Source organism: Propionispora vibrioides (genome assembly GCF_900110485.1).
Classification (GTDB): Bacteria; Bacillota; Negativicutes; order Propionisporales; family Propionisporaceae; genus Propionispora; species Propionispora vibrioides.
The window spans coordinates 51,555-75,351 of sequence record NZ_FODY01000023.1 but is presented as its reverse complement, the minus strand read 5'-3'; the positions used below and the strand labels follow the sequence as shown (position 1 = coordinate 75,351).

At 47.0% G+C, this 23,797-nt stretch carries 20 protein-coding genes; all 20 read left to right on the top strand.

The features are described from left to right. Positions 1 to 368 precede the first annotated feature (368 nt). The 20 genes from BMW43_RS16070 to BMW43_RS15980 all read left to right on the top strand — a co-directional run bounded on the left by BMW43_RS16070 (position 369) and on the right by BMW43_RS15980 (position 23,546). On the top strand, positions 369 to 4,025 hold the full coding sequence (locus BMW43_RS16070; RefSeq protein WP_091749921.1) for a dynamin family protein: 3,657 nt from the start codon (positions 369 to 371) through the stop codon (positions 4,023 to 4,025). A 455-nt stretch (positions 4,026 to 4,480) separates the two neighbouring features. Beyond that, positions 4,481 to 4,999 carry a DUF1003 domain-containing protein gene (locus BMW43_RS16065; RefSeq protein WP_091749918.1) on the top strand — a complete coding sequence of 173 codons (519 nt, stop codon included), beginning with the start codon at positions 4,481 to 4,483 and terminating at the stop codon, positions 4,997 to 4,999. 160 nt (positions 5,000 to 5,159) lie between these two features. Continuing rightward, positions 5,160 to 5,777, top strand: a complete 618-nt coding sequence (locus tag BMW43_RS16060) for a bifunctional transcriptional activator/DNA repair enzyme AdaA (RefSeq protein WP_091749915.1) — start codon at positions 5,160 to 5,162, stop codon at positions 5,775 to 5,777. Between the two features lie 97 nt (positions 5,778 to 5,874). Continuing rightward, positions 5,875 to 6,345: a methylated-DNA--[protein]-cysteine S-methyltransferase gene (locus tag BMW43_RS16055; protein WP_091749913.1), complete on the top strand. Its 471-nt coding sequence runs from the start codon at positions 5,875 to 5,877 to the stop codon at positions 6,343 to 6,345. Beyond that, positions 6,332 to 6,946, top strand: coding sequence for a DNA-3-methyladenine glycosylase family protein (locus BMW43_RS16050; RefSeq protein WP_091749911.1), 615 nt, complete (start codon positions 6,332 to 6,334; stop codon positions 6,944 to 6,946). The genes BMW43_RS16055 and BMW43_RS16050 overlap by 14 nt, the downstream gene beginning before the upstream one ends. Positions 6,947 to 7,322: 376 nt before the next feature. Then, positions 7,323 to 8,774, top strand: coding sequence for a catalase (locus tag BMW43_RS16045; protein ID WP_091749908.1), 1,452 nt, complete (start codon positions 7,323 to 7,325; stop codon positions 8,772 to 8,774). Positions 8,775 to 9,041: 267 nt separating this feature from the next. After that, a complete protein-coding gene (locus BMW43_RS16040; RefSeq protein WP_091749905.1) occupies positions 9,042 to 10,085 on the top strand; it encodes an amidohydrolase family protein in 1,044 nt (347 codons plus the stop codon). Positions 10,086 to 10,190: 105 nt separating this feature from the next. Further along, entirely contained in the window at positions 10,191 to 11,378 is a 1,188-nt protein-coding gene (locus tag BMW43_RS16035) for an MFS transporter (protein WP_143050641.1), read from the top strand. Between the two features lie 281 nt (positions 11,379 to 11,659). After that, complete coding sequence (locus BMW43_RS16030) at positions 11,660 to 12,613, top strand: MFS transporter (RefSeq protein WP_245732538.1); 954 nt, start codon at positions 11,660 to 11,662, stop codon at positions 12,611 to 12,613. Further along, positions 12,598 to 13,080 (top strand): MFS transporter, encoded by a 483-nt coding sequence (locus BMW43_RS21585; protein WP_245732536.1) that lies wholly within the window; start codon positions 12,598 to 12,600, stop codon positions 13,078 to 13,080. The genes BMW43_RS16030 and BMW43_RS21585 overlap by 16 nt, the downstream gene beginning before the upstream one ends. Before the next feature lie 94 nt (positions 13,081 to 13,174). After that, positions 13,175 to 13,624 carry a MarR family winged helix-turn-helix transcriptional regulator gene (locus tag BMW43_RS16025; protein WP_177173632.1) on the top strand — a complete coding sequence of 150 codons (450 nt, stop codon included), beginning with the start codon at positions 13,175 to 13,177 and terminating at the stop codon, positions 13,622 to 13,624. Positions 13,625 to 13,792: 168 nt separating this feature from the next. Further along, positions 13,793 to 14,236 (top strand): MarR family winged helix-turn-helix transcriptional regulator, encoded by a 444-nt coding sequence (locus BMW43_RS16020; RefSeq protein ID WP_091749899.1) that lies wholly within the window; start codon positions 13,793 to 13,795, stop codon positions 14,234 to 14,236. A 258-nt stretch (positions 14,237 to 14,494) separates the two neighbouring features. Beyond that, complete coding sequence (locus BMW43_RS16015; RefSeq protein WP_091749896.1) at positions 14,495 to 15,598, top strand: NADH:flavin oxidoreductase; 1,104 nt, start codon at positions 14,495 to 14,497, stop codon at positions 15,596 to 15,598. Between the two features lie 192 nt (positions 15,599 to 15,790). Continuing rightward, on the top strand, positions 15,791 to 16,822 hold the full coding sequence (locus BMW43_RS16010) for an epoxyqueuosine reductase (RefSeq protein WP_091749893.1): 1,032 nt from the start codon (positions 15,791 to 15,793) through the stop codon (positions 16,820 to 16,822). A 573-nt stretch (positions 16,823 to 17,395) separates the two neighbouring features. Next, positions 17,396 to 18,271, top strand: coding sequence for a MurR/RpiR family transcriptional regulator (locus BMW43_RS16005; protein WP_091749890.1), 876 nt, complete (start codon positions 17,396 to 17,398; stop codon positions 18,269 to 18,271). Positions 18,272 to 18,297: 26 nt separating this feature from the next. Next, complete coding sequence (locus tag BMW43_RS16000; RefSeq protein ID WP_218140706.1) at positions 18,298 to 19,590, top strand: hydantoinase/carbamoylase family amidase; 1,293 nt, start codon at positions 18,298 to 18,300, stop codon at positions 19,588 to 19,590. Continuing rightward, positions 19,591 to 20,919: an amidohydrolase family protein gene (locus BMW43_RS15995; protein WP_091749888.1), complete on the top strand. Its 1,329-nt coding sequence runs from the start codon at positions 19,591 to 19,593 to the stop codon at positions 20,917 to 20,919. 30 nt (positions 20,920 to 20,949) lie between these two features. After that, a complete protein-coding gene (locus tag BMW43_RS15990) occupies positions 20,950 to 22,152 on the top strand; it encodes an aconitase X catalytic domain-containing protein (protein WP_091749885.1) in 1,203 nt (400 codons plus the stop codon). Continuing rightward, positions 22,152 to 22,562, top strand: a complete 411-nt coding sequence (locus BMW43_RS15985; RefSeq protein ID WP_091749882.1) for an aconitase X swivel domain-containing protein — start codon at positions 22,152 to 22,154, stop codon at positions 22,560 to 22,562. Before BMW43_RS15990 ends, BMW43_RS15985 begins: the two co-directional genes overlap by 1 nt. Before the next feature lie 9 nt (positions 22,563 to 22,571). Further along, entirely contained in the window at positions 22,572 to 23,546 is a 975-nt protein-coding gene (locus tag BMW43_RS15980) for a C-terminal binding protein (RefSeq protein ID WP_091749879.1), read from the top strand. The last annotated feature ends 251 nt before the right edge of the window (positions 23,547 to 23,797 follow it).

The following is a 23,797-nucleotide window of genomic DNA, read 5'->3' as shown; positions in this document are numbered from 1 at the left end:
CTGATCAGCTTATTCTGAGCGGTTCTGACCGTGATTATCCTACCTTTGATAAAAAATATTATTATACGCTGAATGATATTATCAATTATTATAGAAATAAAATGATGGCATTTGAGCTGAGGGCAATGGAATGCGCGGTTATCAACGGTTCCAGCGGGCGATCCGGTCAAGGGATTTATCCGGATCTGATGGTATTAATGCCAGGACTGCATTGATAGGAAAATTTTACACTGCACAAATAGTAAAAATCTGTGGTTTTTTTGATGCTGATTTGTAGGATGCCATTCCTGGTAAGAACATAACGTTGCCTAGTGGTAGCTGTATCGTATACAATAAAACGTATTACATGGTATAAGGGGAAGTTATTTATGACGTACACTGCGAATCGTCATGGGACAATTCGAGCATTAAAAGGAAGGCTTTTAGCCACTTATGAATATTTAGTGGAACACAAGGATCAGGACAATGCCGGTAAGGTTAAGCAATTGGCGGAAAAGCTGATCAAGGAAGAATTCGCCATTGCCTTTTGCGGTCATTTTTCTGCCGGCAAATCAACCATTATTAACCGGTTGATCGGGGAGAACCTGCTGCCGGCAAGTCCGATCCCAACCAGTGCCAATCTGGTAAAAGTCAGAGCGGGAGACGAATATGCCAAGGTGTTTTTCAAAAACGAGAAACCCCGTCTGTATCTCGCTCCCTATGATTATAAAATGGTAAAGAATTATTGTAAGGACGGCGATCAAATCGAGGCTATTGAAATCAGCCATGCCGGTTCTCAACTGCCGCCGCAGACGGTGATCATGGATACTCCCGGCATTGATTCGGCCGATGATGCACACCGCATTGCCACCGAATCGGCCATCCATCTTGCCGATGTCATCTTCTATGTCATGGATTACAACCACGTGCAGGCAGAACTGAATTTTATGTTCACCAAAGAGCTGACTGAGGCAGGCAAGGAAGTTTATCTTGTTATTAACCAGGTGGACAAGCATTCTGAACAGGAGCTTTCTTTTGCTGCATTTACAACCAGTGTGGTGGAAGCCTTTGCCGCGTGGGGTGTAAAGCCGGCTGATATTTTTTATACTTCCTTAAAGGACGATGAGCATGTTCACAATCAGTTTCCCCGGCTGCAGGCTTTTTTAGCGGAGCGGCTAGAAGCGAAGGATACCCTTTTGCTGCAATCCATAGAGCATTCCCTGCAAAAAATCGTTAAAGACCATGTGGCGTTAAGCAAGAAGCAGGATGAACAGGCCCTGCAGCCCTGCCGGAACATTCTGCAGGAACTGTCGCCCCAGGAGCAGGCCGAACTGGCGGATACCTACAACCGGCTGCTGAATGAGAAGAATTCTTTGGGTGAAGGGCTGGAACAGGCGGAAAGCCAGTTTGATTCCGAAGTCAGTAAAATCATGAAGAACGCTTACCTGATGCCGTTTGAAACCCGGGCGTTGGCCGAAGCCTATCTTGAGGCTTGTCAAAATGAATTCAAGGTAGGCTGGCTGTTCAGCAAACAAAAGACACTGGAAGCGAGGCAGGAACGGCTGAACCGTTTTTATCAGGGTATTCTTGAAAAGACAAAGTCTCAATTGGAATGGCATCTTCGCGATTTCCTGGTGCGGTTTTTACAGGAAAAACGGCTGGAACATAAAGGACTGTCGGACAAGATTCAGCAGTTTACCGTGCATTTTTCCAGCGAACTGCTAACAGAACTGGTAAGACAAGGGGCTCGTTTGTCCGGTGATTATGTGATCAATTATACCGATCGCGTGGCTAGTGAGATTAAACTGCTGGCTAAGAACGCCTTGGCTGAAATCGAAATGGAAATATTAAATGTCTTGCAGGACCGCAATACGGCCATCCAGGCCAAGTTGACTCAACAATCAGCCAGCCTGGAGCGGTATATCAATGCTTTGGAACAGGTGGAAAGGCGGGAAGCAGCCCGAAATTTGGAGCAAACCCGGCTGGAGGGACTGCTTAATGAGACTGCCGGCTTGAACATCGACCGGTTCAGCTTGCTTGAACCGGAAGAGGAAGAGTTTGAAGTGGTTTACGGGGAAACCGGGCAGGTAAAAGAGGTGAAAAAGCAAGTAAAATCCCTCTTGAAGCCAAGTGTTCCGGTCCAAAAGGCTCCGGTGTCCAGCGAAACGGGCGACCGGATGAAGCCTACAGCCAGGAAGCTGCAGAAGGCGGCGCAGTTTGTAGCCGATTTGCTCGGTTTCAGGAAGCTGGCAGCCGAGCTGGTGGAAAAAGCGGGGCGACTGGAGCAGCGAGGCTTTACCGTTGCTTTGTTCGGCGCGTTTAGTGCCGGTAAATCTTCTTTTGCCAATGCACTCATCGGTAAGAAGGTCCTGCCTGTTTCGCCCAATCCGACAACAGCGGCTATTAATAAAATTAAACCGGTTAATGCTTCCTGCCCGCATGGGACTGTTCTTGTCAAGCTCAAGGAAGCGGATGCCTTGCTGGAAGATGTGAACCGGTCTTTGAAAATATTTGAACTACACGCCCCAAGTCTGGCAGATGCCCACAGCCTAATCGAAAACTTTGCCGGCCAGTGGGAGCAATCTGGTGTAACGGAAAAGACTAATTTTGCTTTTTTACAAGCCTTTCAGGCCGGCTATGCAGCTAGCAGCGGCCAGCTAGGAACGGTGGTAACCACGACGCTTGCCGAATTTGGCGACTATGTGGCGGTAGAAGAAAAGTCCTGCTTTGTGGAGTGGATTGAGCTCTATTACGATTGTCCGCTAACCCGCAAGGGGATTACGCTGGTCGATACGCCCGGGGCCGATTCCATCAATGCCCGCCATACCGGTGTCGCTTTTGATTTTATCAAAAATTCGGATGCTATCCTCTTTGTGACCTACTACAATCATGCTTTTTCCAAGGCTGACCGGGAGTTTTTGATGCAACTGGGACGGGTCAAGGATTCTTTTCAACTGGATAAAATGTTTTTTATTATCAACGCTATTGATTTGGCTAATAACGAAGAGGAAAAGGAAATCGTTCTGGAGTATGTCCAGGAGCAGCTTATCAAATATGGCGTTAGAAAGCCGCATTTGTATTCCTTATCAAGCCTGAAGGCATTGAAGGAGAAGCTGGAAAGGGATAGTCTCCCGGTTTCCGGTATGCCACCCTTTGAGGAAGCATTTTATCATTTTATTACTCATGATCTGGCGAATCTGGCGGTGACGGCCGCCGACAGGGAATTAAGCCGCTTAGGCCATCTGGTGGCAAAACTTATCGAAAGCACCAGAGAAGATGACACGGTTAAGCAGCAAAGACGGGCCGGTATCGAACTGGAAAGGGCAGCCATCCACAGGCTGCTGGAGCAGCAGACCGCCCAACCTCTCACCAATCGCCTGGATCAGGAAGCGGAAGAATTGCTTTACTATATTAAACAACGGGTATTTTTGCGATTCCCTGAATTTTTTAAAGAAGCCTTCAATTCCAGCGTGCTGCGCGATGACGGGCGGGACTTGAAAAAAGTGTTAAACCATGCGCTGGATGAATTGCTTGAGCAGATCGGTTTCGAATTTGCCCAGGAAATGCGGGCGACAACGGTGAGACTGGACCGTTTTGCCGAACGCCTTATGACGGAACAGCAGGCTCTATTGGCCGAGCGAACTCGTGACTTGAATCAGGACTTGTCTTTTTCGCTCTTTGAATTCAGCAATCAGGCCCAAATTGATTTTGCAGCGGCTTTTGACAATCTGTCGCGAGGAATGTTTGCTAAAGCATTGGCTTATTTTAAAAATCCCAAGTCCTTCTTTGAGAAAAATGAGAGCAAGTTAATGAGCGACGAACTGTACCGTATACTGAACAACGCTGCCGATGGCTACCTGGCACAGGAGCAGAGCCGGTTGCAAAGCTTATACCGTCAGGTCGTGGAAAGTCAGTTCCAAGAGCTTATTCGGCAAATGACCGAACAGGCGGATGACTTCTATATCAGTCTGCTTTCTGCTCTGGACGGCGGTATTCCGGTCGAGCAGCTTATCGAGACTCAACAAAGCCTGGCAGAGCTTAGTTAACAGAGACACATAAAAAGGAACCCCGCTCGGTTGGTGTAATCTATTAGCATCAATCGGGAGGGGTTCATCTTTTATACCTTATGCAGATACGCAACGCAGCATACAGCTTTGCTCCACAGGAAGCGTTGGCAAAGTCCATAGTGCTGCCCGGATAGTTGCGGCTTTTTCGGTAGGTGTAGCGATTGTGGTACTTTGCTGCCTGGCAGGAGAGTCGCCGTTTGTAGGGAAATTAGTTACTAACCAGAAGCGCTTTCTCAGTTATTGTATAAACAGGCTGGTAAAGACTACTTTTTCTGATGGCCTGTGGTGACGGGAGAATTGTTCATTAAATTATGGGAGGCCAGACCTGAATAAAGTGAGAAATATTTGTAACATGGTGACAGTTAGTCTGGCGATAGACAGATCTGGTGTAAATGAGTTGAACTGTATAGAAAAAGAGAAAGAAGGGGTGCAATATGGCAGTCAATCAATGGCAGGGACCGGCGGCTACGTATAAGCATAAAGGTCATATTATAAAGAACGTCAATCATGAATTTAGCGAACAAATCACCGGAGGGCAGCGAGTAGCCGATTTAGTAGCCAAATTGGTGGGAAGTTGGCCGTTTATCATTTATCAGAGTGCCATCATTATTATCTGGATGGGGGCTAATGCTTATTTGACGTATATGGCCGGTACAAATCCTGATTTTTTTGCTTCCTGGGACCCGTATCCGTTTATTTTGCTTAATTTGGTGTTAAGCTTTCAGGCGGCTTATACCGGCCCGGTGGTGATGATGAGCCAGAACCGGCAAGCTGAGAAAGACCGGCTGATGGCTGATCAGGACTATCAAATTAATAAAAAGGCCGAGGAAGAGATAAAAGTGGTAATGGAGCATTTGGTACATCAGGATGCCCTGATGCAGGAATTGTTGACCCGCCTGGAGGTTATGGAACAACGGATCCTCAATAAAGGTGAGCAGGTAACAGGGGAATGAAGCTGACAAGAGCCTCACATCCACTAAATCTAATGGATGTGAGGGCGCATTGATTAGAGCTTAGTGGAGCTTGTAATTACGTGATGAAATATAGGAAGAATGGTTGCTGCTTTTTGTGTAAAATAATAGTAGCGTAATCCTGCTTGCTGGAGGAATTGTTATGAAAGAGTATGGCAGTCTTTTGCCTGAGGAAAAATGGCAGGCTGTGATTCAGTGTGACAGTCGGTATGATGGTGTCTTTTTCTATGGAGTAAGGACAACGGGTATTTTTTGCCGGCCTTCCTGCAAGTCAAAAGCTCCGGTTCCTGGCAATATCATTTTTTTTGAACATCCGGCTGAGGCAAGGCAGCTTGGTTTCCGGCCTTGCAAACGGTGTTGTCCTGAGCGGACGGTTTTTCAGCCTGAATTAGAACTGGTAAAGAAGGTTCGGAAAATTATTGATGACGGTTATCAAAGCCGAGTGGATGTACAGCATATATCCCGCCAGCTTGGTGTCAGCAAGAACCACCTGATTAAACTGTTTAAACGTTATTGTGGTGTGACTCCTGCCCAATATATTATTTCACGGAGAGTGGCTAAAGCCATTGAGCTGCTGCGCCAGGAAGAGGCTGGCATTCTTGAAGTCGCGTATGCAGCGGGCTTTAGAAGCCTGTCTGCTTTTTATAAATGCTTTAAAGAACGGACCGGATATGCCCCAGGCGAAGTTAGAGAAAACACCGAAATACTCGCAGCATGTGTCACCACGGATTCTTGCCAGACTGTGAGAGAAACATCCTGAAATAGAGTTGTTATTCCCGGTCTTTTCTTTTTCCCGGATAAGGATGCCAATGCGTTCATTAAATCAGCGTTTCCAAGAAAAAGTTGAGGTGATTCGTATGTTTATTTACTTTTACCAAACAGCTATAGGAAAGATTGGTATTGCCGAACAGAATGAAAAAATCACCAATCTGTACTTCACCGATGAGCGTTGGCCTGATGACGGAAAGATCTGTGAAACTGCCATACTGCAGGAAGCGGCGCGTCAGCTTAACGACTATCTTGCCGGCCGGTTGACAGTTTTTTCGCTGCCCCTGGAACCGGCCGGGACAGTTTTCATGAAGCAGGTTTGGAACAGTCTCTGCGAAATTCCCTATGGTCAAACGGTAAGCTATAAAAGCATAGCGGCCAAAATCGGCAAACCTGGCGCCGCGCGGGCTATTGGACTGGCCAATAACCGGAACCCGATCCCGCTCTTCATTCCCTGCCACCGGGTTATCGGTACAAATGGCGCGTTAGTGGGTTATCGCGGGGGACTAGCCTTAAAAGATCAATTGCTGAAGCTGGAGACGGACAATGCAGTTTTTTGAATACGGACAAAAAGAAATAGAATATTTAAGGCGGAAGGATAAAAAGCTGGGGGCGGCGATCGACAGAATCGGTCTTATTCGGCGTGAAATTAATCCTGAGCCGTTTAGCGCGCTGATTGCAAGCGTTGTCAGTCAGCAGATTTCCAAGAAGGCAGCGGCAACGGTCTGGAGCAGGCTGGCCGCCTTGTTGGGCAGTATAACGCCGGATCATATTGTCAAGGCAGACCTGGCGGCTATACAGGGCTGTGGCATGTCCGTCAGAAAGGCCGGTTATATTCAGGGGATTGCCAGGGCTGCCGCTACCGGTATTGTGAATTTTGCTGAACTTTCCACATTGCGGGATGAGATGATCATCAAGCAGCTTGCTTCACTACATGGCGTAGGCATTTGGAGTGCTGAAATGCTGCTGATTTTTTCCCTGGGTCGGCCTGATGTGGTAAGCTACGGCGATTTAGCCATCCGCCGGGGTATGATGAAGTTGTATGGATTAAAAGAACTTTCTCAGGAGACTTTTGTCAGATATAAAAAGCGCTACTCACCTTACGGTTCGGTTGCCTCGCTGTATCTTTGGGAACTTTCGGCAGAGCAGTCTGAGTTGTAAGCTGTCATGTGTTTTAAAAATCATAAAAAGGGAGATCGCAGGGACGGTTAGTGTGATCCAGCGGCTTGGTTTCCCTAACAGATAGAACAAGTGAAATTGCCTCGCAGTCTGATTTGGGCTGCGGGGCAACTTCATGACAATAAACCTTCGGTTTTGTTCGGTGGGAAACAAGCTTGGTTTTGTGCTATCCGTTTCATGCCGGAAAGACCTGATCCGGTCAGAAAAAAAGTCTGTTCAGGGTGGAACCATGGCTGGCTAATTTGGCTCGAGGCTGCTGGTTCCAGCGTAGGCCTTTCAGCAGTGAATTTAGTCCTAAATAATTTTGGGTGGAATATAATCAATCGTAACATAATTCATGATAGGAGGTGAAAAGAATATGGTCAAACGATATCTGACCAGTAATCAGGGGGCACCGATCGTTGATGATCAGCATTCTCTAACCGTAGGCGAGCGGGGGCCAATCCTCCTCACGGATACTGTTTATCTTGAGAAGATCGCCCAGTTCGACCGGGAGAGAATTCCGGAAAGGGCATTTCATGCAAAGGGTGCCGGAGCTTTTGGCTATTTTGTTCCTTATAAATCATTTGCTTCTTTGACTATGGCAGATTTTCTTCAGGATCCTGAAAAGGTGACACCGGTTTTTACCAGGTTTTCGCTGGCCGGTGGATCGCTGGGCGGCGCCGATACGGTACGTGATGTCCGCGGCTTTGCCGTGAAATTCTATACGGAAGAAGGTAATTATGATCTTATTTGTAACCATATTCCGGTATTCCCGCTAAGAGATCCGCTGCAATTTCCGGACTTTGTTCACGCCCTTAAGCCGGACCCTGTCGCCAATATCCGGGGCGGACCGGTGGCGGCCAGCCGTTTGTGGGATTTCATGTCTTTAAGGCCTGAGTCGATGAACTTTCTTTTGTATCTATTCTCAGACATTGGAACCGTCAAGAGCTATAGGACCATTCAGGGTTTTGGCGTCAATACATACAAATGGGTCAATCTGTGCGGTGAGGAAGTGTATATCAGGTATTACTGGGAACCTTGCGAAGGCGTTGAATGCATCGACAGTAAGATGGCAGCCCAGCTTGCCGGCACTGATCCCGATGTGGCGAGCAGGGATTTGTTCGATACCATCGCCGCAGGGGATTGCGTTGAATTTGAAATGCGGGTACAAATCATAAAATCTGAGTTAGAATGTGAGCAGCCGTTTGATATTCTGGATTCTACCCTTATTTGGCCGGAACACATGTATCCTTTGATTCCGGTAGGCAGAATGGTGTTGAATAAAAATCCCGAGAATTTTTTTGCCGAAGTCGAACAGTCGGCTTTTTCGCCGGCAGCTATTGTTCCGGGAATAGCTTTTTCCAATGATCGAATATTGCAGGGGCGTATCTTTCCCTATGCTGATACCCAGCGATATCGTATAGGAACCAACTTTTTGGAACTTCCGGTGAATATGCCGAGAAAGCCGGTTGACAACAAAATACAGGACGGACCTATGCGAAGCAGGTACAGTACAGATATTGCCAATTACTTGCCTAATACCTTAAGCTGTGGATTGCCGGCGGAGGCACCTGAGAAAGGAAATCCTCCGCAAGAATGTATTTCAGGATGTGTGGGCCGACAGGAGCCGGCAGGCGACGACTATTACCAGGCCGGGTACAAATATCGCAATATGTCGGAAGCGGAAAAGGAACATTTGGTGTCAAATATCATTGAAAGTTTGAGTCAGGCTGATGAGCCAATCCAAAGAAGAATGATCGAACATTTTATGCGAACCGATAACGAACTTGGCTGCAGAATAGCTCAGAGATTAAATTTGACTCCATAAACGGATTGCTAATAAATGAAAATACCCTGAAGTTTGTTACGGCAAACTTCAGGGTATTTTTACGTCTCGTGACTGTCGGAGATGGATTAAATTAACTTTTCCCGTTTTGACAATGCTGAATATTAGAAGCCGGGGACGGTGCCTTTAACGTGAAGATTTAAAAAAAAAAACGTTGCATTAACAACTAAATGGTGTTACGATATAGTTGAGCGAGCAACTAAATGATATTCATGATCATGAGTTTCTAGTTACAAGGAGGCTTTCTAAATGATTATTGATATTAACATGCACCACTTGCCTGAGGATTTGTTTACGAATGAAAAGGTGTTGGATGGTTTTCTAAGTACGGCTCCCCGGTCATTTGGCGAAATTGCCAGGTTGGAAACGCTGGATAGCGGCAAACGTCATATGATTCTTGAAAAACCTAAAGGATATCAAAATCTTAACTATGTGGAGGGTGATTATTCGCTGGAAGCCAAGCTGCAGGCGATGGATGATGCCGGGGTAGATAAGGCGATATTGCGGGTACCGGTCTGGCAGGAATGGCTGCGCTTAGATACTTGTAAAATTGTCAACGACAATGCAGCCAAACTGTGCGAGAGATCAGGCGGTCGTCTGTATGCCAATGCGGTGCTGCCTCCTTGGGGCGGTAAGGAAAATCTCTATGAACTTGAGCGCTGCCTGAAAGAGCTGGGGATGGTAGGCGTGCAACTGGCTTGCCATTATGGTCAGCTTTATCTGGATGATGAAGCCTTTAAACCCTATTTGAAAGTTTTGAATGAGATGAGTGTACCGGTAATCGTTCACCATACACCACTGCCGGTTTATTGGCAGTCCATCTACGAATATACCAATTTGCGCCGCGAACTGGGACGTATTATCGACCAGGCGACAGCCCTGGGACGCGAGTTGTTCAGCGGCATGTTTGAGGAATTTCCGAATCTTAAAATGATTCATACCATGTTTGGCGGAAACTGGTTTGCTAATTATCACTTACTGACCCCGCATAAGAGTACGAAAAAAGAAGCGCTGGTCCGCTTGAACACCTCGGAGGCGGAAAGAATCTCAAGCTATTTAGAAAACAATATTTTCTTTGATATGACGCATCCGGCTTCCTGGGGCAAGGCTGAGGTAGAATGCGCGATCAAGGTGTGCGGTGCAGAGCATATTCTATTTGGCAGCTCTTTCCCGGTGGTTTATGGCTGGATGTCGGAAGGAGTTCAATTTGTCAACTCACTGGACATTACGGAAACGGAACGTGAACTGATCATGCACAAAAATGCCTGCCGTCTTTTTGGACTTGACATATAAGAGGCCATTGCGTATTGCTGGTATAGCTGGGAGGCAGGAGATAGCTGAATCTCCCAGCTAATGTTTATGCAGATTTCTCCGTAACGGGGATAAGGGGCTGATCTTGTGAACGAAGGCATACATAATGAAAAATTATGGAACCAAAGATTTATTGCTAGTTGTTTAGCTAATTTCTTTGCTTTTACAGCCATGTACTACATCATGGCGACCATACCGTTGTTTACAACCGAGGTGCTTGCCGGAACTAAAGGCGATGTCGGTATCTTGTTCGGACTGTTTGCTTTTGCCGGGGTTGTTGCTAGGCCGGTTGCCGGATACATATTGGATACGATAGGGCGCAAAAAAATTGTATGGTTGTCATTGGTTTTTTTGTTATTGGCCATGTTGTCCTATCAGTGGGTAACCAGTCTGCTGTTTCTTTTTATTCTGCGGTTTACCCATGGCGTGTGTTGGGGCTTTTCCACAACGTCGCTGGCTACGCTGGCAACGGATGCCATCCCTTTAAAAAAACGCGGCGAGGGAATCGGTTATTTTGGTTTATCCATGTCCATCGCTATGCTTATCGGACCGTCTTTGGGGCTCAGAGTGCTGCACACTTTTGATTATGCTGCCATGTTTTATGCGGGAACCGGTTTGGCCGCACTTTCTTTACTGTGCCTGCTGGGCTTTCCTCAGCGTGAGATGGCGGTTCCGGACGGTCAGAAGCAGCGGGGATTTATTGAGAATAAAGTGCTTTCTTACGCCGGAATTGTTTTTTTTATGGCTTTGGTTTATGGCGCGCTGCTATCGTTTATTGTACTGTTTGCCAAGGAAATTCGTGTGGACAATCCGGAAATTTTTTTCCTGGCCAATGCGGTAACAGTGATTATCAGTAGGCCCTATGCCGGCAGAATGCTTGACCAAAAAGGCCCTATCGGGATTATGTGTATTGGTTTTGCCGCCTTTTTTGCCACCTTTTTATGTTTGTTCCTGGCGCAAGGCTATGTGCTGTTTATTGCAGCTGCTTTGTTATTAGGCGTCGGCTTTGGTATTCTTTATTCCCTGTCCATTGCGCTGGCCATTAATCAGGTGGATATGTCAAGACGCGGGGTGGTCAATGGGACTATTTTAACGGCTTTTGATCTGGGATTTGCCGTCGGCGCCGCCTTGCTAGGCCAGGTGTCAACCTACGCCGGCCTGCGGCTGATGTATTTGCTCAGCGGTTTTATCGTCGTAATACCCTTTGTGATCTTTTATATAAAACATATGTTGAAAAACAAGGCCAGTTTAGCCACGGAAAAACCATTGGATTAAACTATGCAACAAAAATAGCTGTATTAGGAATGGTGAGAAACGACAGGGGGGGATTCCTGTCGTTTCTCATATCTGCCCAGCCTACAGCCAAGGTATGTGTTCAAACGATCCAAACGCTCATCGACGGTGCTCTTTGTACCCTGCCTCGTTAGTGCTTTGGAAATAGGAGTCATTATTTCTCCCATTTTTATCTAGTCTGACGAAAAAATACTTACCATTGACCACTCTGCTGGTTTTTGAGAAGACATACCCTGACGAAAAGCAAGGAAGGCGATGAAGGAATGAAAAAATTGATCAAGCAAGAGAAGTATTACAAATGGATGATTCTGGGGGTTACGTCGCTGGGGACATTTATGGCCACTTTGGACGCCGGAATTGTCAATGTCGCTTTGCCGGCTATTGGAGCCCAACTACAGGTAACCCTTTCTCTGGTGCAGTGGGTGGTTTCGGCTTACCTTTTAGGCATATCCAGTTTTTTACCGCTCTTTGGTAAGGTAAGCGACTTGCATGGCAAACGGCAGATTTATTTAACTGGTATGGGAGTATTCGTAGCCGGTTCTTTTCTATGTTGTATGGCCGAAACGATTTGGTCCCTGGTGCTTGCCAGAATACTGCAGTCTATTGGCGCTGCCATGCTGATGGCCAATGCGTTGGCCATTGTCAGTACTGCCTTTCCGGGAACTGAGCGGGGGAGGGCAATGGGGATAAACAGCACATTTGTAGCACTAGGCTCATTGGCCGGTCCCAGTTTGGGCGGAATTTTGATTGGCCATTTTGTCTGGCAGTCAATTTTTTATATTAATATCCCGATTGGACTTGTTACTTTGTTGTTTGGCTATATGATTTTACCATGGGAAAAAAGTCAGGGGCAGAAACCCTTTGATTACGCGGGAGCAGTTTTATTTGCTTTGGCTATGACAACATTGCTGTTGGTCATCAGCCATGGCCAGGAATGGGGGTGGCGTTCTCCCCTGACGGTCGGTAGCTTGTTGGTGGCTATCGCGGCATTTTGGTTGTTCTTTCGGTGTGAAGTTCGTAAAGAATATCCGATGATTGAGCTGAGTTTGTTTAAGAATGAGTCGTTGCTGTCCGGAACGATTTCGGCTATGCTGGCTTATATGGCGTTATTTGCCAACAATATTTTGCTTCCTTTTTATTTGGATCAGGTATTGCAGGCAACGCCGGTACAGATCGGCTTGGTCATTATACGCCGCTACCCTTGTGCATTGCACTGATCGCACCGGTCAGCGGCTATCTTTCGGAAAAGACCAATCCTGCCACAATGACTGCGACAGGCTTATTTGTTACGATGAGCGGTTTGTTTTATCTCGCTTCTTTGAATGAACAGGCCGCTATCTGGCAAGTGATAGGCAGCCAGGTAGTGATCGGCATTGGCAATGGGCTGTTTCAGGCGCCAAACAATCATAGTGTGTTGAGCGCCGCCCCGCCGGGAAAGGTAGGGTTGGTGGGGGGAATTAACTCACTTGTCCGTAATGTGGGGATGGTAAGCGGTGTGGCAGTAGCGGTGGCGGTTTTTGAAAACCGCAGCCAGCAAGCGCTGGGACAGGTTGCGGCGGCGGGTGGCCAATTTGCCGGTTTTCTGGCAGGGTATCATACCGCTATTGCGGTGGCGGCTTGTCTGGCGGGAATCGGTGCTGCTGTATCGTTTAAACGGAGGAGCTATTTGCAGAAGTCGGCTTGAAAATACTTTTTCTTTACTTTGCCGGCGGATATTTATATAATTTTTATGTAGTTGAAGAAGCAGCGGGAACGATGCTATTTTGGGGGCAGCTATTTTGATTAAAGACAGATTCGGAAAGCATGTATCACTGATTTACCGGTATAGCCAGATTTTTTTTAATGCTCAATTAAAAAAGTACAATTTGGGAAGTGGACAGTATATTTTTTTGATTAATCTGTTTGAAAATAACGGAATTAGTCAGGAACAACTGTCCGATATGGTTAAGATTGACAAAGCGACAACAGCCAGAGCGGTGGCCAAGCTGGTCAATGAGAACTATGTAATTAGAAAAGTGAGCGAAACTGATAAACGGGCTTATAATATTTACACAACGGATAAGGCTGATGCCATCAAACCGGCGTTGTTTGCTATTCTGGACGCCTGGAATCAAACTATGCTGGACGGTTTTAGCAAACAGGACAGAGAAACGCTGCTGAATTTAATTGAAAAAGTGGGCAGCAATATTCTTAAACAAGCAAATCAATTTTCGGAAGAAAATCATTAATGTTTTTGGGACGTGTGTTCAACTTGCGGAATCATGCGTTATTTAGCCATTGGCCCAGTTCGCCAGAGGAATCTTGCTGTAGATGCTTGACGCGTGTCGGAAGAAATAATATAATTATAAATGTGTATATACACTTAATTATTGTTTGTATTGTAGAAGGTGGCTGTTATGAAGCACATTAATGAAGTTTATCCGAAACATCCCAGCCCGTGCAATTGTATGAATATACGCAGGGCTGCTCACGCGGTAACCCAATTTTATGATGAAGTATTGACCCCCAGCGGACTTACTACGGCTCAGTTGGGATTATTGCGGCATCTTGAAGTAGCGGAACATATTACAATGAGTGAATTGGCCCGAATCATGCGCATTGACCGGACTACTCTAAGCAGGAATATGAAACCTTTAATCGATAGCGGACTGATCACTGTTAAGCCTGGGAAAGATTCGCGGACCCGGGAGATCATGCTGACGCAAGGCGGTAAAGCTGCAGTGTTAAGGGGCTGGACGCTCTGGAAAGAGGCGCAAAAGTCTATAGAAGAGTATATGGGGGAAGCGGATTTGGCAAAACTCACACAACTGTTGTCAAAGCTGGAAGCGCTTGTACCTTAAGAGATACTATATATAAGGCGGGTGGGAATAACCTATTCGTAATTACGTGTATATACACATAAGATGAGGCGTAGTGTAAACCCAGCGGTACCGGATAGATTAAGCCGTTTGTATGTGAGTTGGTTGGTTAAGGGATACTGATATTTTCTAAAATTCGAATCTATGATGCGCACATATTGGAGGATGGCTTATAGATTTGGCCATATCCGGCAAGGGGCGCTCTGAGGTATCCCAATCAATAAAAAGGAGCGAATCAAAATGAAATCATTGTTTGATCAAACTTCATTGGCAGGAATGAGGCTGAAAAACCGGTTTGTCCGGTCGGCAACATATGATGGTTTTGCCGATAAGAGCGGGCACATGACCGAAGAGCTATTCCAGGTGTACGAAGATTTGGCTAAGGGTGGAGTTGGCACGATTATCACCGGTCTTACGTATGTGAGCGATTTAGAAGAACCACTGCCACGTCAAATGGGTATTTATGACGACTCATTTATTGCTGAATATGAAAAGCTAACCAAGATGTGCCACCGGCATGATACGAGGATCATTATGCAGCTTGTATGTATGGGATCTCAGACTTCCCGTACAGATGACAAAGTAATGTGGGGGCCGAGCGCTGTGGAAGATTTACGCTACAAAACGACTCCGCAAGAAATGACGGTGCAGGATATTCACTTTGTACAAATGGCTTTCGCTGACGCAGCTCTCAGGGCAAAGCAAGCCGGATTTGACGGTGTCCAGCTACATGGGGCGCACGGGTACCTGTTAAGCAAGTTTTTAACCCCCTATTATAACCGCAGAACCGATGATTATGGCGGCAGTATCGGCAATAGGGCGAAAATCCTTCTGGAAACATATGAGGCGATCAGGGAGAAGGTCGGTCCTGACTATCCGGTTCTCGTTAAAATCAACTGTGATGATTTTATGGAGCAGGGGATGAGTTTTGCCGACTGCAGATATATATGTGAGACATTAGCCCGAATGGGAATTGGCGCCATTGAAATCAGTGGCGGGATAGGTTCGTCGCGCCCGAATGAGGGGACGATACGGATGATTAAGACAGCGGAGCAAGAATCCTACTTTCAGCCTTATGCGGTTGAAATTGCGCGACAAATTAGCGTACCGGTAATATTAGTAGGCGGTAACCGTGAATTTGCTTCATTGACGGAGATTCTCAATCAAACTGGGCTGGAATACTTTGCTCTCTGTCGGCCGCTGATTCGTGAGAGCGACCTGATCAACCGGTGGCAAAAAGGTGACCGTGGTCAGGCAAAGTGCGTATCATGCAACCAATGTTTCCGTATAGGAGGCACGACATGTGTTTTTAATGGCAGACAAAAAACAAGCGCAAGAACTTAAGGAACCGCTGATTAAATGAGCCTGCCGGCCTGGTGAGAGATTTTTTCGGCTGGTAAGGAAGTAAAACCGCAGGAATAGCGATCCCTATTTCAAGGTTTTGCTGACGCAGTCAGACGGAAAAGATCCGCCAGGATGTGCAGTGTGAATTAATCAGTGGTTCCTTAAGGTATTAATAGAAAGGGTGTTAGAGAAATGGACTCCTTAGCATTTCAAATCAAGAGTGCGGCACTGGCTGTGGGGTATGAAAAGTGCGGCATTATTAAAATAGCGGATATGGCCGGTTATGAGGATAAACTCAATGAACGGATGGAGTATCTGCCGCAGACCAAACCCTTCTACGAACGTTTTAGAGGCTTTGCTCATTTGCAGGATACCTATTCCTGGGCAAAATCAGTTGTTGTTTGCGTGGAGCAATACGGAAAATACCAGATGCCTGATCATCTGCAAGGGTTGGTCGGCAAAGCCTACTTATTTGACAGCAGAATAGATGAGCACACCGCCGGATACCAGGCCAGCTTGCAATTTGAAGCAGCTATGCAAAAAATGGGGCTTAAAACGGAAGCGAAGCGGAAATTTGGCATCACGGCGGTTCGTTGGGCTGCGGTAAAAGCCGGGCTTGGCATAGTTCGCAGAAATAATTTCTTTTATACCGAATCCGGATCGTGGGTCCATTTAGAAGCCTGGTTGATTGACCAGGAGCTGGAATTGATCGATACACCAACGGTAAAGGCCTGCTCCGAGCATTGTAACCGGTGCGTCAAAGCCTGTCCCACCGCTTCGTTAGCAAAACCGTATACGATGAACCCATTATCCTGTATTTCTTTCCTCACTACCTTTGGCGGACGGGACCTGCCGCAAGAAACGTATAATGCTCAAATGGGCGGCTGGATTTATGGATGCGATGCTTGCCAGGACGTTTGTCCGATGAATAAAAACCGCTGGGAAGCAACAGGGGAATTTCCTTTCTTAGCGGAAATAAGCGAGCATATTTCCCTGGAAAAAATTCTTAGCATGGATTATGAGCTTCTTCAGCAAATCCTGACAGCCAAGTTTTTTTATATCACAAAAGACGATGTCTGGAAGTGGAAAGTTAATGTGATTAACGCAATGGTAAACGAATATCAGGAAAAGTATAAAGAGGCTATTTACGCTGCGTGTAACAACAGTCATGCTAAGGTAAGGAAAATGGCGGAGTGGGCCGTTAAGAAACTAAACCTGTCTTGATGAGGCCCGAATTGATCGGTTCTAAACAGATGGCAAATATCTTATCAGCGCTAATTCTGTGAATACTGATGCCTATTTTCTGTAAACCTTCGTTGTTGCAGTCCGCATGTCGGTAGGCTTACTATCTTCGCCGTGTGTTGCGAAATAGACCAACCATTATTTTATAACATTAGGACTGAGAAGGTAGTAAGAGCAAGCAACAGTTGGCCGACTTTTTAGAAAACTATGATTTGGAGCGAACTTATTTCAATAAAATACTATGTCTTGGTTGACAAAGCGTATTGAGTGTGATAGTTTATAAGCAAATAATAAATTCTGTGACGATGATGTCCAAAAATATGTAAATATATTTTTGGACATTTTTGTTTATAGGACATATTCCTTAAAACAAAAAATCACATAGTAATTCTGAACAAGGGCGTTTAGAAGACCGTATGGTCTTTTAAGCGCCTTTTTGGTGTAAAAATAATCTGCTTGAAGTGATTTTTTTTACACCAATATGAATGACGTCATTATTATTTATTTGATTGTGAATGGATTCATCATTCTTACTTAACATAAGGAGGCTGTAGCATGGTCGTAACGCGGATTAAAGAATTACAGAACCTGATCCAGAAAATGGTTGATATCTCACAGGATTCTCCCACTTATGAGAAACTGGCGAGTTATATTGAAAAAAACTATATGAGTATTATTTTTATGACTGCCGGGGAATTGGCGGCGGAAGCCAATATCAGCCAGGGAAGTGTTTCACGGTTTTGCAGCGCCCTAGGGTACCGGGGTTATAACGATTTTCTGCGGAGTCTGCAAAAGTTTGTCAGTGAGGAAATTACCGCACCGCAGCGGCTGCAGTACATCTCGCAAAACGGGAACAACAATAAGATTCGCAATATACTGGACATGGAACATAAGAATATCGACGAATTGGAGTCGATTTTAAGCCAGGAGGCCTATGACGCACTGGTACAGCAACTGGTGGCGGCCGAGAAAATTGTACTGTTGTCGGCCCGGATGTCGGCAACGATGCTGCCTTACACGTTCTACATATTAAATAAAATACGCAGCAATGTTGTGCAGCTTACGCCACACCATCCGGAATGGGATACGCTGGCTCTGGAGAAACCGGGGAAGACCCTGATCTTTTCCATCGTATTTCCCCGGTATCCTAATATCCTCATTGAAAAGTTACAGGAACTGAAGGAACGGGGTTTTGCCATTGCTGCAATAACCGACAGCATCATATCGCCGGTTTCCCAGCTAGCCAGCCCCATTATCCATGTACCGATTACGGTTTCTTCGATTTTTGATATTTACAGCACGCCGATGATTTTTCTTAACCTGCTGCTCAGAGATGTGGCCAAACGGATCAGCGGTCTGGACCAGCGCTTAAATGCTTTAGAAAAACTGGAAGCAACGAGAAATATTTATTATCAGAAATTTGATGAATGATTTCCCGATAGAAATGAGTGATTAACTTGAAAGCATGTATAAGAAATCAGCAAACACTGGAGACCTGTTATCAGATTAATGCGGGTAGGCTGGAAAATAACTTAAAGTCACTGGCTGTTTTCGGCGCTAATCAAGAAACTGGCGGTATTGACCGTCCCTTCGGCAGTGAAGCCGATTTAAATGCGCGGGAGTTTTTGCAGGCTTTGTGGGAAAAGGAAATCGGTATTTCGACCAGGATGGATGCTATCGCCAACATGTGGGCAGTTTTGTCCGGCTGTGAGTCGCTACCGCCTATTGTACTTGGTTCTCACCATGATACCGTCCCCAATGGCGGGGCTTATGACGGGGCTCTTGGTGTTTTACTGGCCACCGAGGTATTGCAGACGGTAAAGGAAAACGGTATAAGCCTGCGGCATCCGCTGACCGTGGTTTCCTTCGCCGGTGAGGAACCCAATCCCTATGGGCTGTCCACCTTGGGCAGCAAGACTATTTCCGGCAAGCTGGGCAAGGATATCTTAATTAAAGTAGTAAGTAAGATTGATCAAAGCTCCCTACAGGCTGCTGTGGCAAAAGCAGGCGGTGATCTGGAGATGGTCGAGGAGGATCGCCTGCGGCCCGGGGAAATCAGTGCTTTTTTGGAATGCCATATTGAGCAGGGACGGCGTTTGTTTGATAAACAACTGGCCTTGGGAATTGTAACGCATATTACCGGAATCTACCGGGAAAAAATCACTATTACCGGCGAAGCCAACCATGCCGGGACGACGGTTATGTCGGACCGGCGAGATGCTCTCATGGCGGCGTCAGCCTTTTCTCTGGAATTTGAGGAATACGTTAAACAATGTAATAGCGAGGATGTGGTTGGGACCATTGGTTCACTGGAGGTATTCCCCAATGCGGCCAATATTGTTCCCGGTGAGGTCGAGCTTATTCTGGAATTTAGAACCTCGCAAACCGCGGTCAGTAAGCAGTTTATCAGGGAATTAGACCGGATTGCGGAACAGATTGAGAAACAGCGAAAGGTCGTTATCCGGCGGGAAGTGATTCTTGACCAGGCGGCGGTGGCCATGGACCGGCAGATTATCGACGTATTGAATAAAAGTCTCCGCAAACTGGAGGAACCGTGTGTAAGTCTGGTCAGTATGGCCGGTCATGATGCGGCTCATATGGTCAATTTTACTAAAACCGGTATGCTGTTTGTCCAAAGTATTAATGGAAAAAGTCATTGCCCGGAAGAGAAAACGGATATGAGGGACATTATCAAAGCCGGCAACGCACTGCTACAGGCTGTATTGATTCTCGATAAGGAGCTGAATTGAATGAAGCGTCTTTATATACCGGAGTATGTTTACGTTAAGAATAACTTTCAGAAAAATATGGCCGTGTTGGTTAGTGATACTTTCATTAGCGATATTGGGCCGGTGCAAAGTATGGTGGATAAACACCGGGACGCTGTTGTGGAAGTATGGGAAGATATGATTCTGGTACCGGGAACGGTGAATGCCCACAATCATTCTTTTCAAAGCCTGCTGCGCGGCATCGCCGCCGACCGGCCGTTTTTGGAATGGCGTGATAACGCGTTATATAAGTTCTCGCCTCGCTTGACAACCGAGGACATTTACACCGGAGCGTTGTTTGCCTTTGGCGAGATGCTGCGCTGCGGTGTTACTACCGTAAGTGATTTCTTTTATGTTCATAATAACGGCACGGAAAGCGATGAAGCGGTTATCCGGGCAGCTAGGGATATCGGCATCCGCCTCTGCCTGGCCCGTACCATGTATGACTGGAACGGAGCACCGCAGGGTTATTTGGAATCGGTTGCCGAGGCTGTGGAGCATACCCGGCAATTGGCTTTCCGGTATGCCGATCAGGATATGGTAACGATCGTTCCGGCGCCGCACAGCTTGCATGCTGCTTCCCTGGAAATGATTCAGGCCGGGTACCGCCTGGCTAAGGAATTGAACACAGCGTTTCATATTCATGTGGCCGAGGAAATGTTTGAAGTGGAGGAAGTACGGCAAAAGTACGGCCTGCGGACGATTGAGCTTTTAGATAAGATCGGCGTTGTCGACGATAATATGGTCATCATTCACGGTGTATGGCTAAGTGACAGCGAGATTGAGACACTGGGCGTCAAGGGCGGCAGGCTGGCCTATTGCCCTTCCAGCAATATGTTCTTGGCCGACGGAATTACCAACATTCCCCAAATGATGCGGGCCGGTGTCGGCATCGGCCTGGGCAGCGATGGGGCTTGCAGCAATAACCGGATCAGTGTTTTTGAGGAAATGCGGATGGTGGCCCTGCTGCAGAAAGCCAATACGTTAAACGCCATGTCGGTGACTCACCAGCAGGCGTTTGCCATGGGAACAATCGGCGGTGCTACGGTACTGGATCTGCCGGTTGGCAGCATTCAAACAGGCCATAAGGCCGACTTTGTTGGAATTTCCACGGCCGATCTTTCTATGCGCCCGATTTCCCGTTCCGGTGAACAGCTGCTTCCGAACATCGTCTATTCTATGCAGCCTACGGCCATTCGTTCTGTGGTGGTTGACGGCAGAGTCTGTGTGAGGGACGGCAAGCTGCTTACCGTGACAGAACAGGCAATTCTTCAGGCGGTTGAACGGGTTATGGATAAATTTGAAGAGTAGTAAATGAATTTTTAGATGGAGGGGAACGAGATGAAATTAACCCAAGAAGAGCAAGCCATGCTGGACGGCAAATACGGTGCCGGAACAGCTCTGGCTATGAAAATTCAGGTGGCTATTGGTGAAGCGTATCATGCGGACAGGATGGTGCCCGTTTCCCGGACGCATGTCGCGTTAAGCAATCAGGAGGCTGATTTGTGGTTTGTGGAAAAACTGGTTGCCGGTGGGGCGGTTTGCCGGGTTTCGCCGACGGTAAACCCTGGATTTAATCTGGAGTATTTTCAGGGGATCACGACCATTGCGCCGGAGGATGAAGCTATTATCAAAAGGACGCGGGAAGCCTACCGGAAGATTGGTGCTACACTGACTTACAACTGTACACCCTATCTGGAGAAAAATGTGCCGCGTTTTGGGGAAATTACCGCCTATTCCGAATCCAGCGCCACGCCGTTTATCAATTCGGTGTATGGTGCCAGAACCAACCGGGAAGCGGCGCAAAGCGCCCTGTGTGCTGCCGTGACCGGCGTGGCGCCTTTATATGGTTATTTGCTGGAAGAAAATCGCAAGGGGCAAATCCTGGTGGAAGTGGAGGCCGATATCAAGAGTGATTTTGATTACCAACTGCTGGGCTATGTGACACCGAAGAAAACCGGCTTTAAAATCCCTGTGTTCAGCGGACTGCCCTTACAGCCCAAGCCGGAGTCGTTGATGAATTTGGGAGCACAGCTTAATACCGGCGGTAACGTGGCCTTGTATCATATTGTCGGGGTAACGCCTGAGGCAAAAACGCTGGAGGCTGCCTTCCAGGGTGACAAACCGCCGGAAGTGGTTACTATTACCAACCAGGATTTGAAAGAAATGCACGATGCCTTGACTGATGAAGGCGGAAAAATCGATTTTGCGCTCTTTGGTTGTCCGCATTTTACTATCAATCAGGTGGCTACAGTGGCAAACCTGGTAAAAGGGAAAAAGCTGGCCGTTCCTCTCTGGATTATGACGTCCTCGCTGACAACCGAACTGGCCAGGCGAATGGGGTATCTGGAGATTTTGCAGGCGGCCGGTGGCGATTTGGCGCAGGACACCTGTATGGATCAGCCCTGTTGGCATTTCCTTTATGGGAAAAAAGGCGTTACCGATTCACCGAAATGTGCCTACTATACCCGGCGCCGCGATATGTCTTTCGTAATTCGCCGCCTGGAAGAATCGGTTGAAATTGCATTGAGAGGTGAGTGCTAGTGGAACAGGTATTTAGCTGTCATAAAATTTCCGAAGGCAAGGCTTCGGGAGAGGTATTATTCTCCAGTGATGATTTTTGCTTCTATCTGGTTGATCCTCAGACAGGCATTGTTATTGAAAAGAATCACTGCCTGGAGGGACAGTCGATAGCCGGTAAAGTACTGGTGTTTCCTAACGGGAAAGGCAGTTCGGTGGTGCAGGCGGACGGCCTGTATCAGTTAAAAATGAAAGGCACCGAACCGAAAGCGTTGATTATTAGAAATCCCGATACCACGCTGGTGGCCAGTGCTATCATCATGGAAACGCCAATGGTAGACTGTGTGGAAACGGCTTTTTACACTGCCGCCCAAAATGGCGACTGGGTCGAAGTCGATGCGGATAAAGGGACGATTACCGTCCGGCAAAAATAGGAGGCAGCTATGTCGAGCAATCCGTTGATCTGGATCATTGATGAAGAATGGCCTGATTATGAAATAGAGAAAGAAATTCTGAACAAGGCCTATGCGAACTGTACGATAAAATATTCAACCTATGATATAGCCGCCGATTTGACCGAGTTTGGCGATCAGGTGGACGCCGTCATCTGTCAGGTATATGCCTACATTACGGCAGCTATGCTGGAGAAAATGCCGAAATGTAAAGCAATCGCGGTATATGGCGGCGGTTTTGACCGGGTCGATATCCAGGCGGCAAAGGCCAGAGGCATAAAAGTGACCAATGTATCCAACTATTGCGCCGAAGATCTTGCCGACTATGTATTGGCTGCCATCTATCACTTTAATAAGCGTCTCACTACTTATGCCGACAGTATGGCGCAAGGACTATGGGGCGCGCAGGCGGTTGCCAAGCCTGTACGTCGAATAAAGGGCTCCCAGCTGCTGATCGTCGGGTTCGGTCGTATTGGCCGGGTGGTGGCCGCCCGGGCAAAAGCCGTCCATATGGAAGTACTGGCCCATGATGCGTATGTGAGTCGGGAAACGATGGCGGCCTGCGGCGTGGAAAAGGTAGAATTGGCGGCAGGTCTGGCGCAGGCCGATTTTGTCAGTGTAAACGCCATTTATATTCCGGAAACCGAAGGGTTGCTTGCTTACCGGGAGTTTAAGCTGATGAAGCCGACAGCCTATCTCATCAATACGGCACGGGGCCGGATTTTGGTGGAAGACGACCTGATCAAAGCGGTCCAGGACGGCAGCATCGCCGGCGCTGCCGTAGACGTGATTGCCAATGAGCCGCCTAAGGGTGATGAAGCCATCCTTCACTGTGACAAAATCCTGGTTACACCACATATTTCCTACATTTCGATAGATTCGTATACCGAACTTAAGACGCGGGTGGTGGGCAATATCATTACCATGCTAAAAGGAGAAATTCCTGCCGATCTTGTGAATCCCTAAAAGTCCAACCCCAAGTCCTATTCCCCGTTTGATAATTTGCCAGTGCGAAGGAGGTGAACGGCCTTTCTCAGTTCAGGTTTCAGGGATAGTACCTTATCAACCTTTATCCCGTGAATACTGACGGTCTATTTTCCGCAAGCCTTCGTTGTCGTCAGTCAGCATACTACCGGTATGCTTCCTTCCTCCCCCTTGTCTTGCAAAAAATAGCTTCGCCATGATTCTACAGTGTTAGGATTGACAGGGTACTAGAA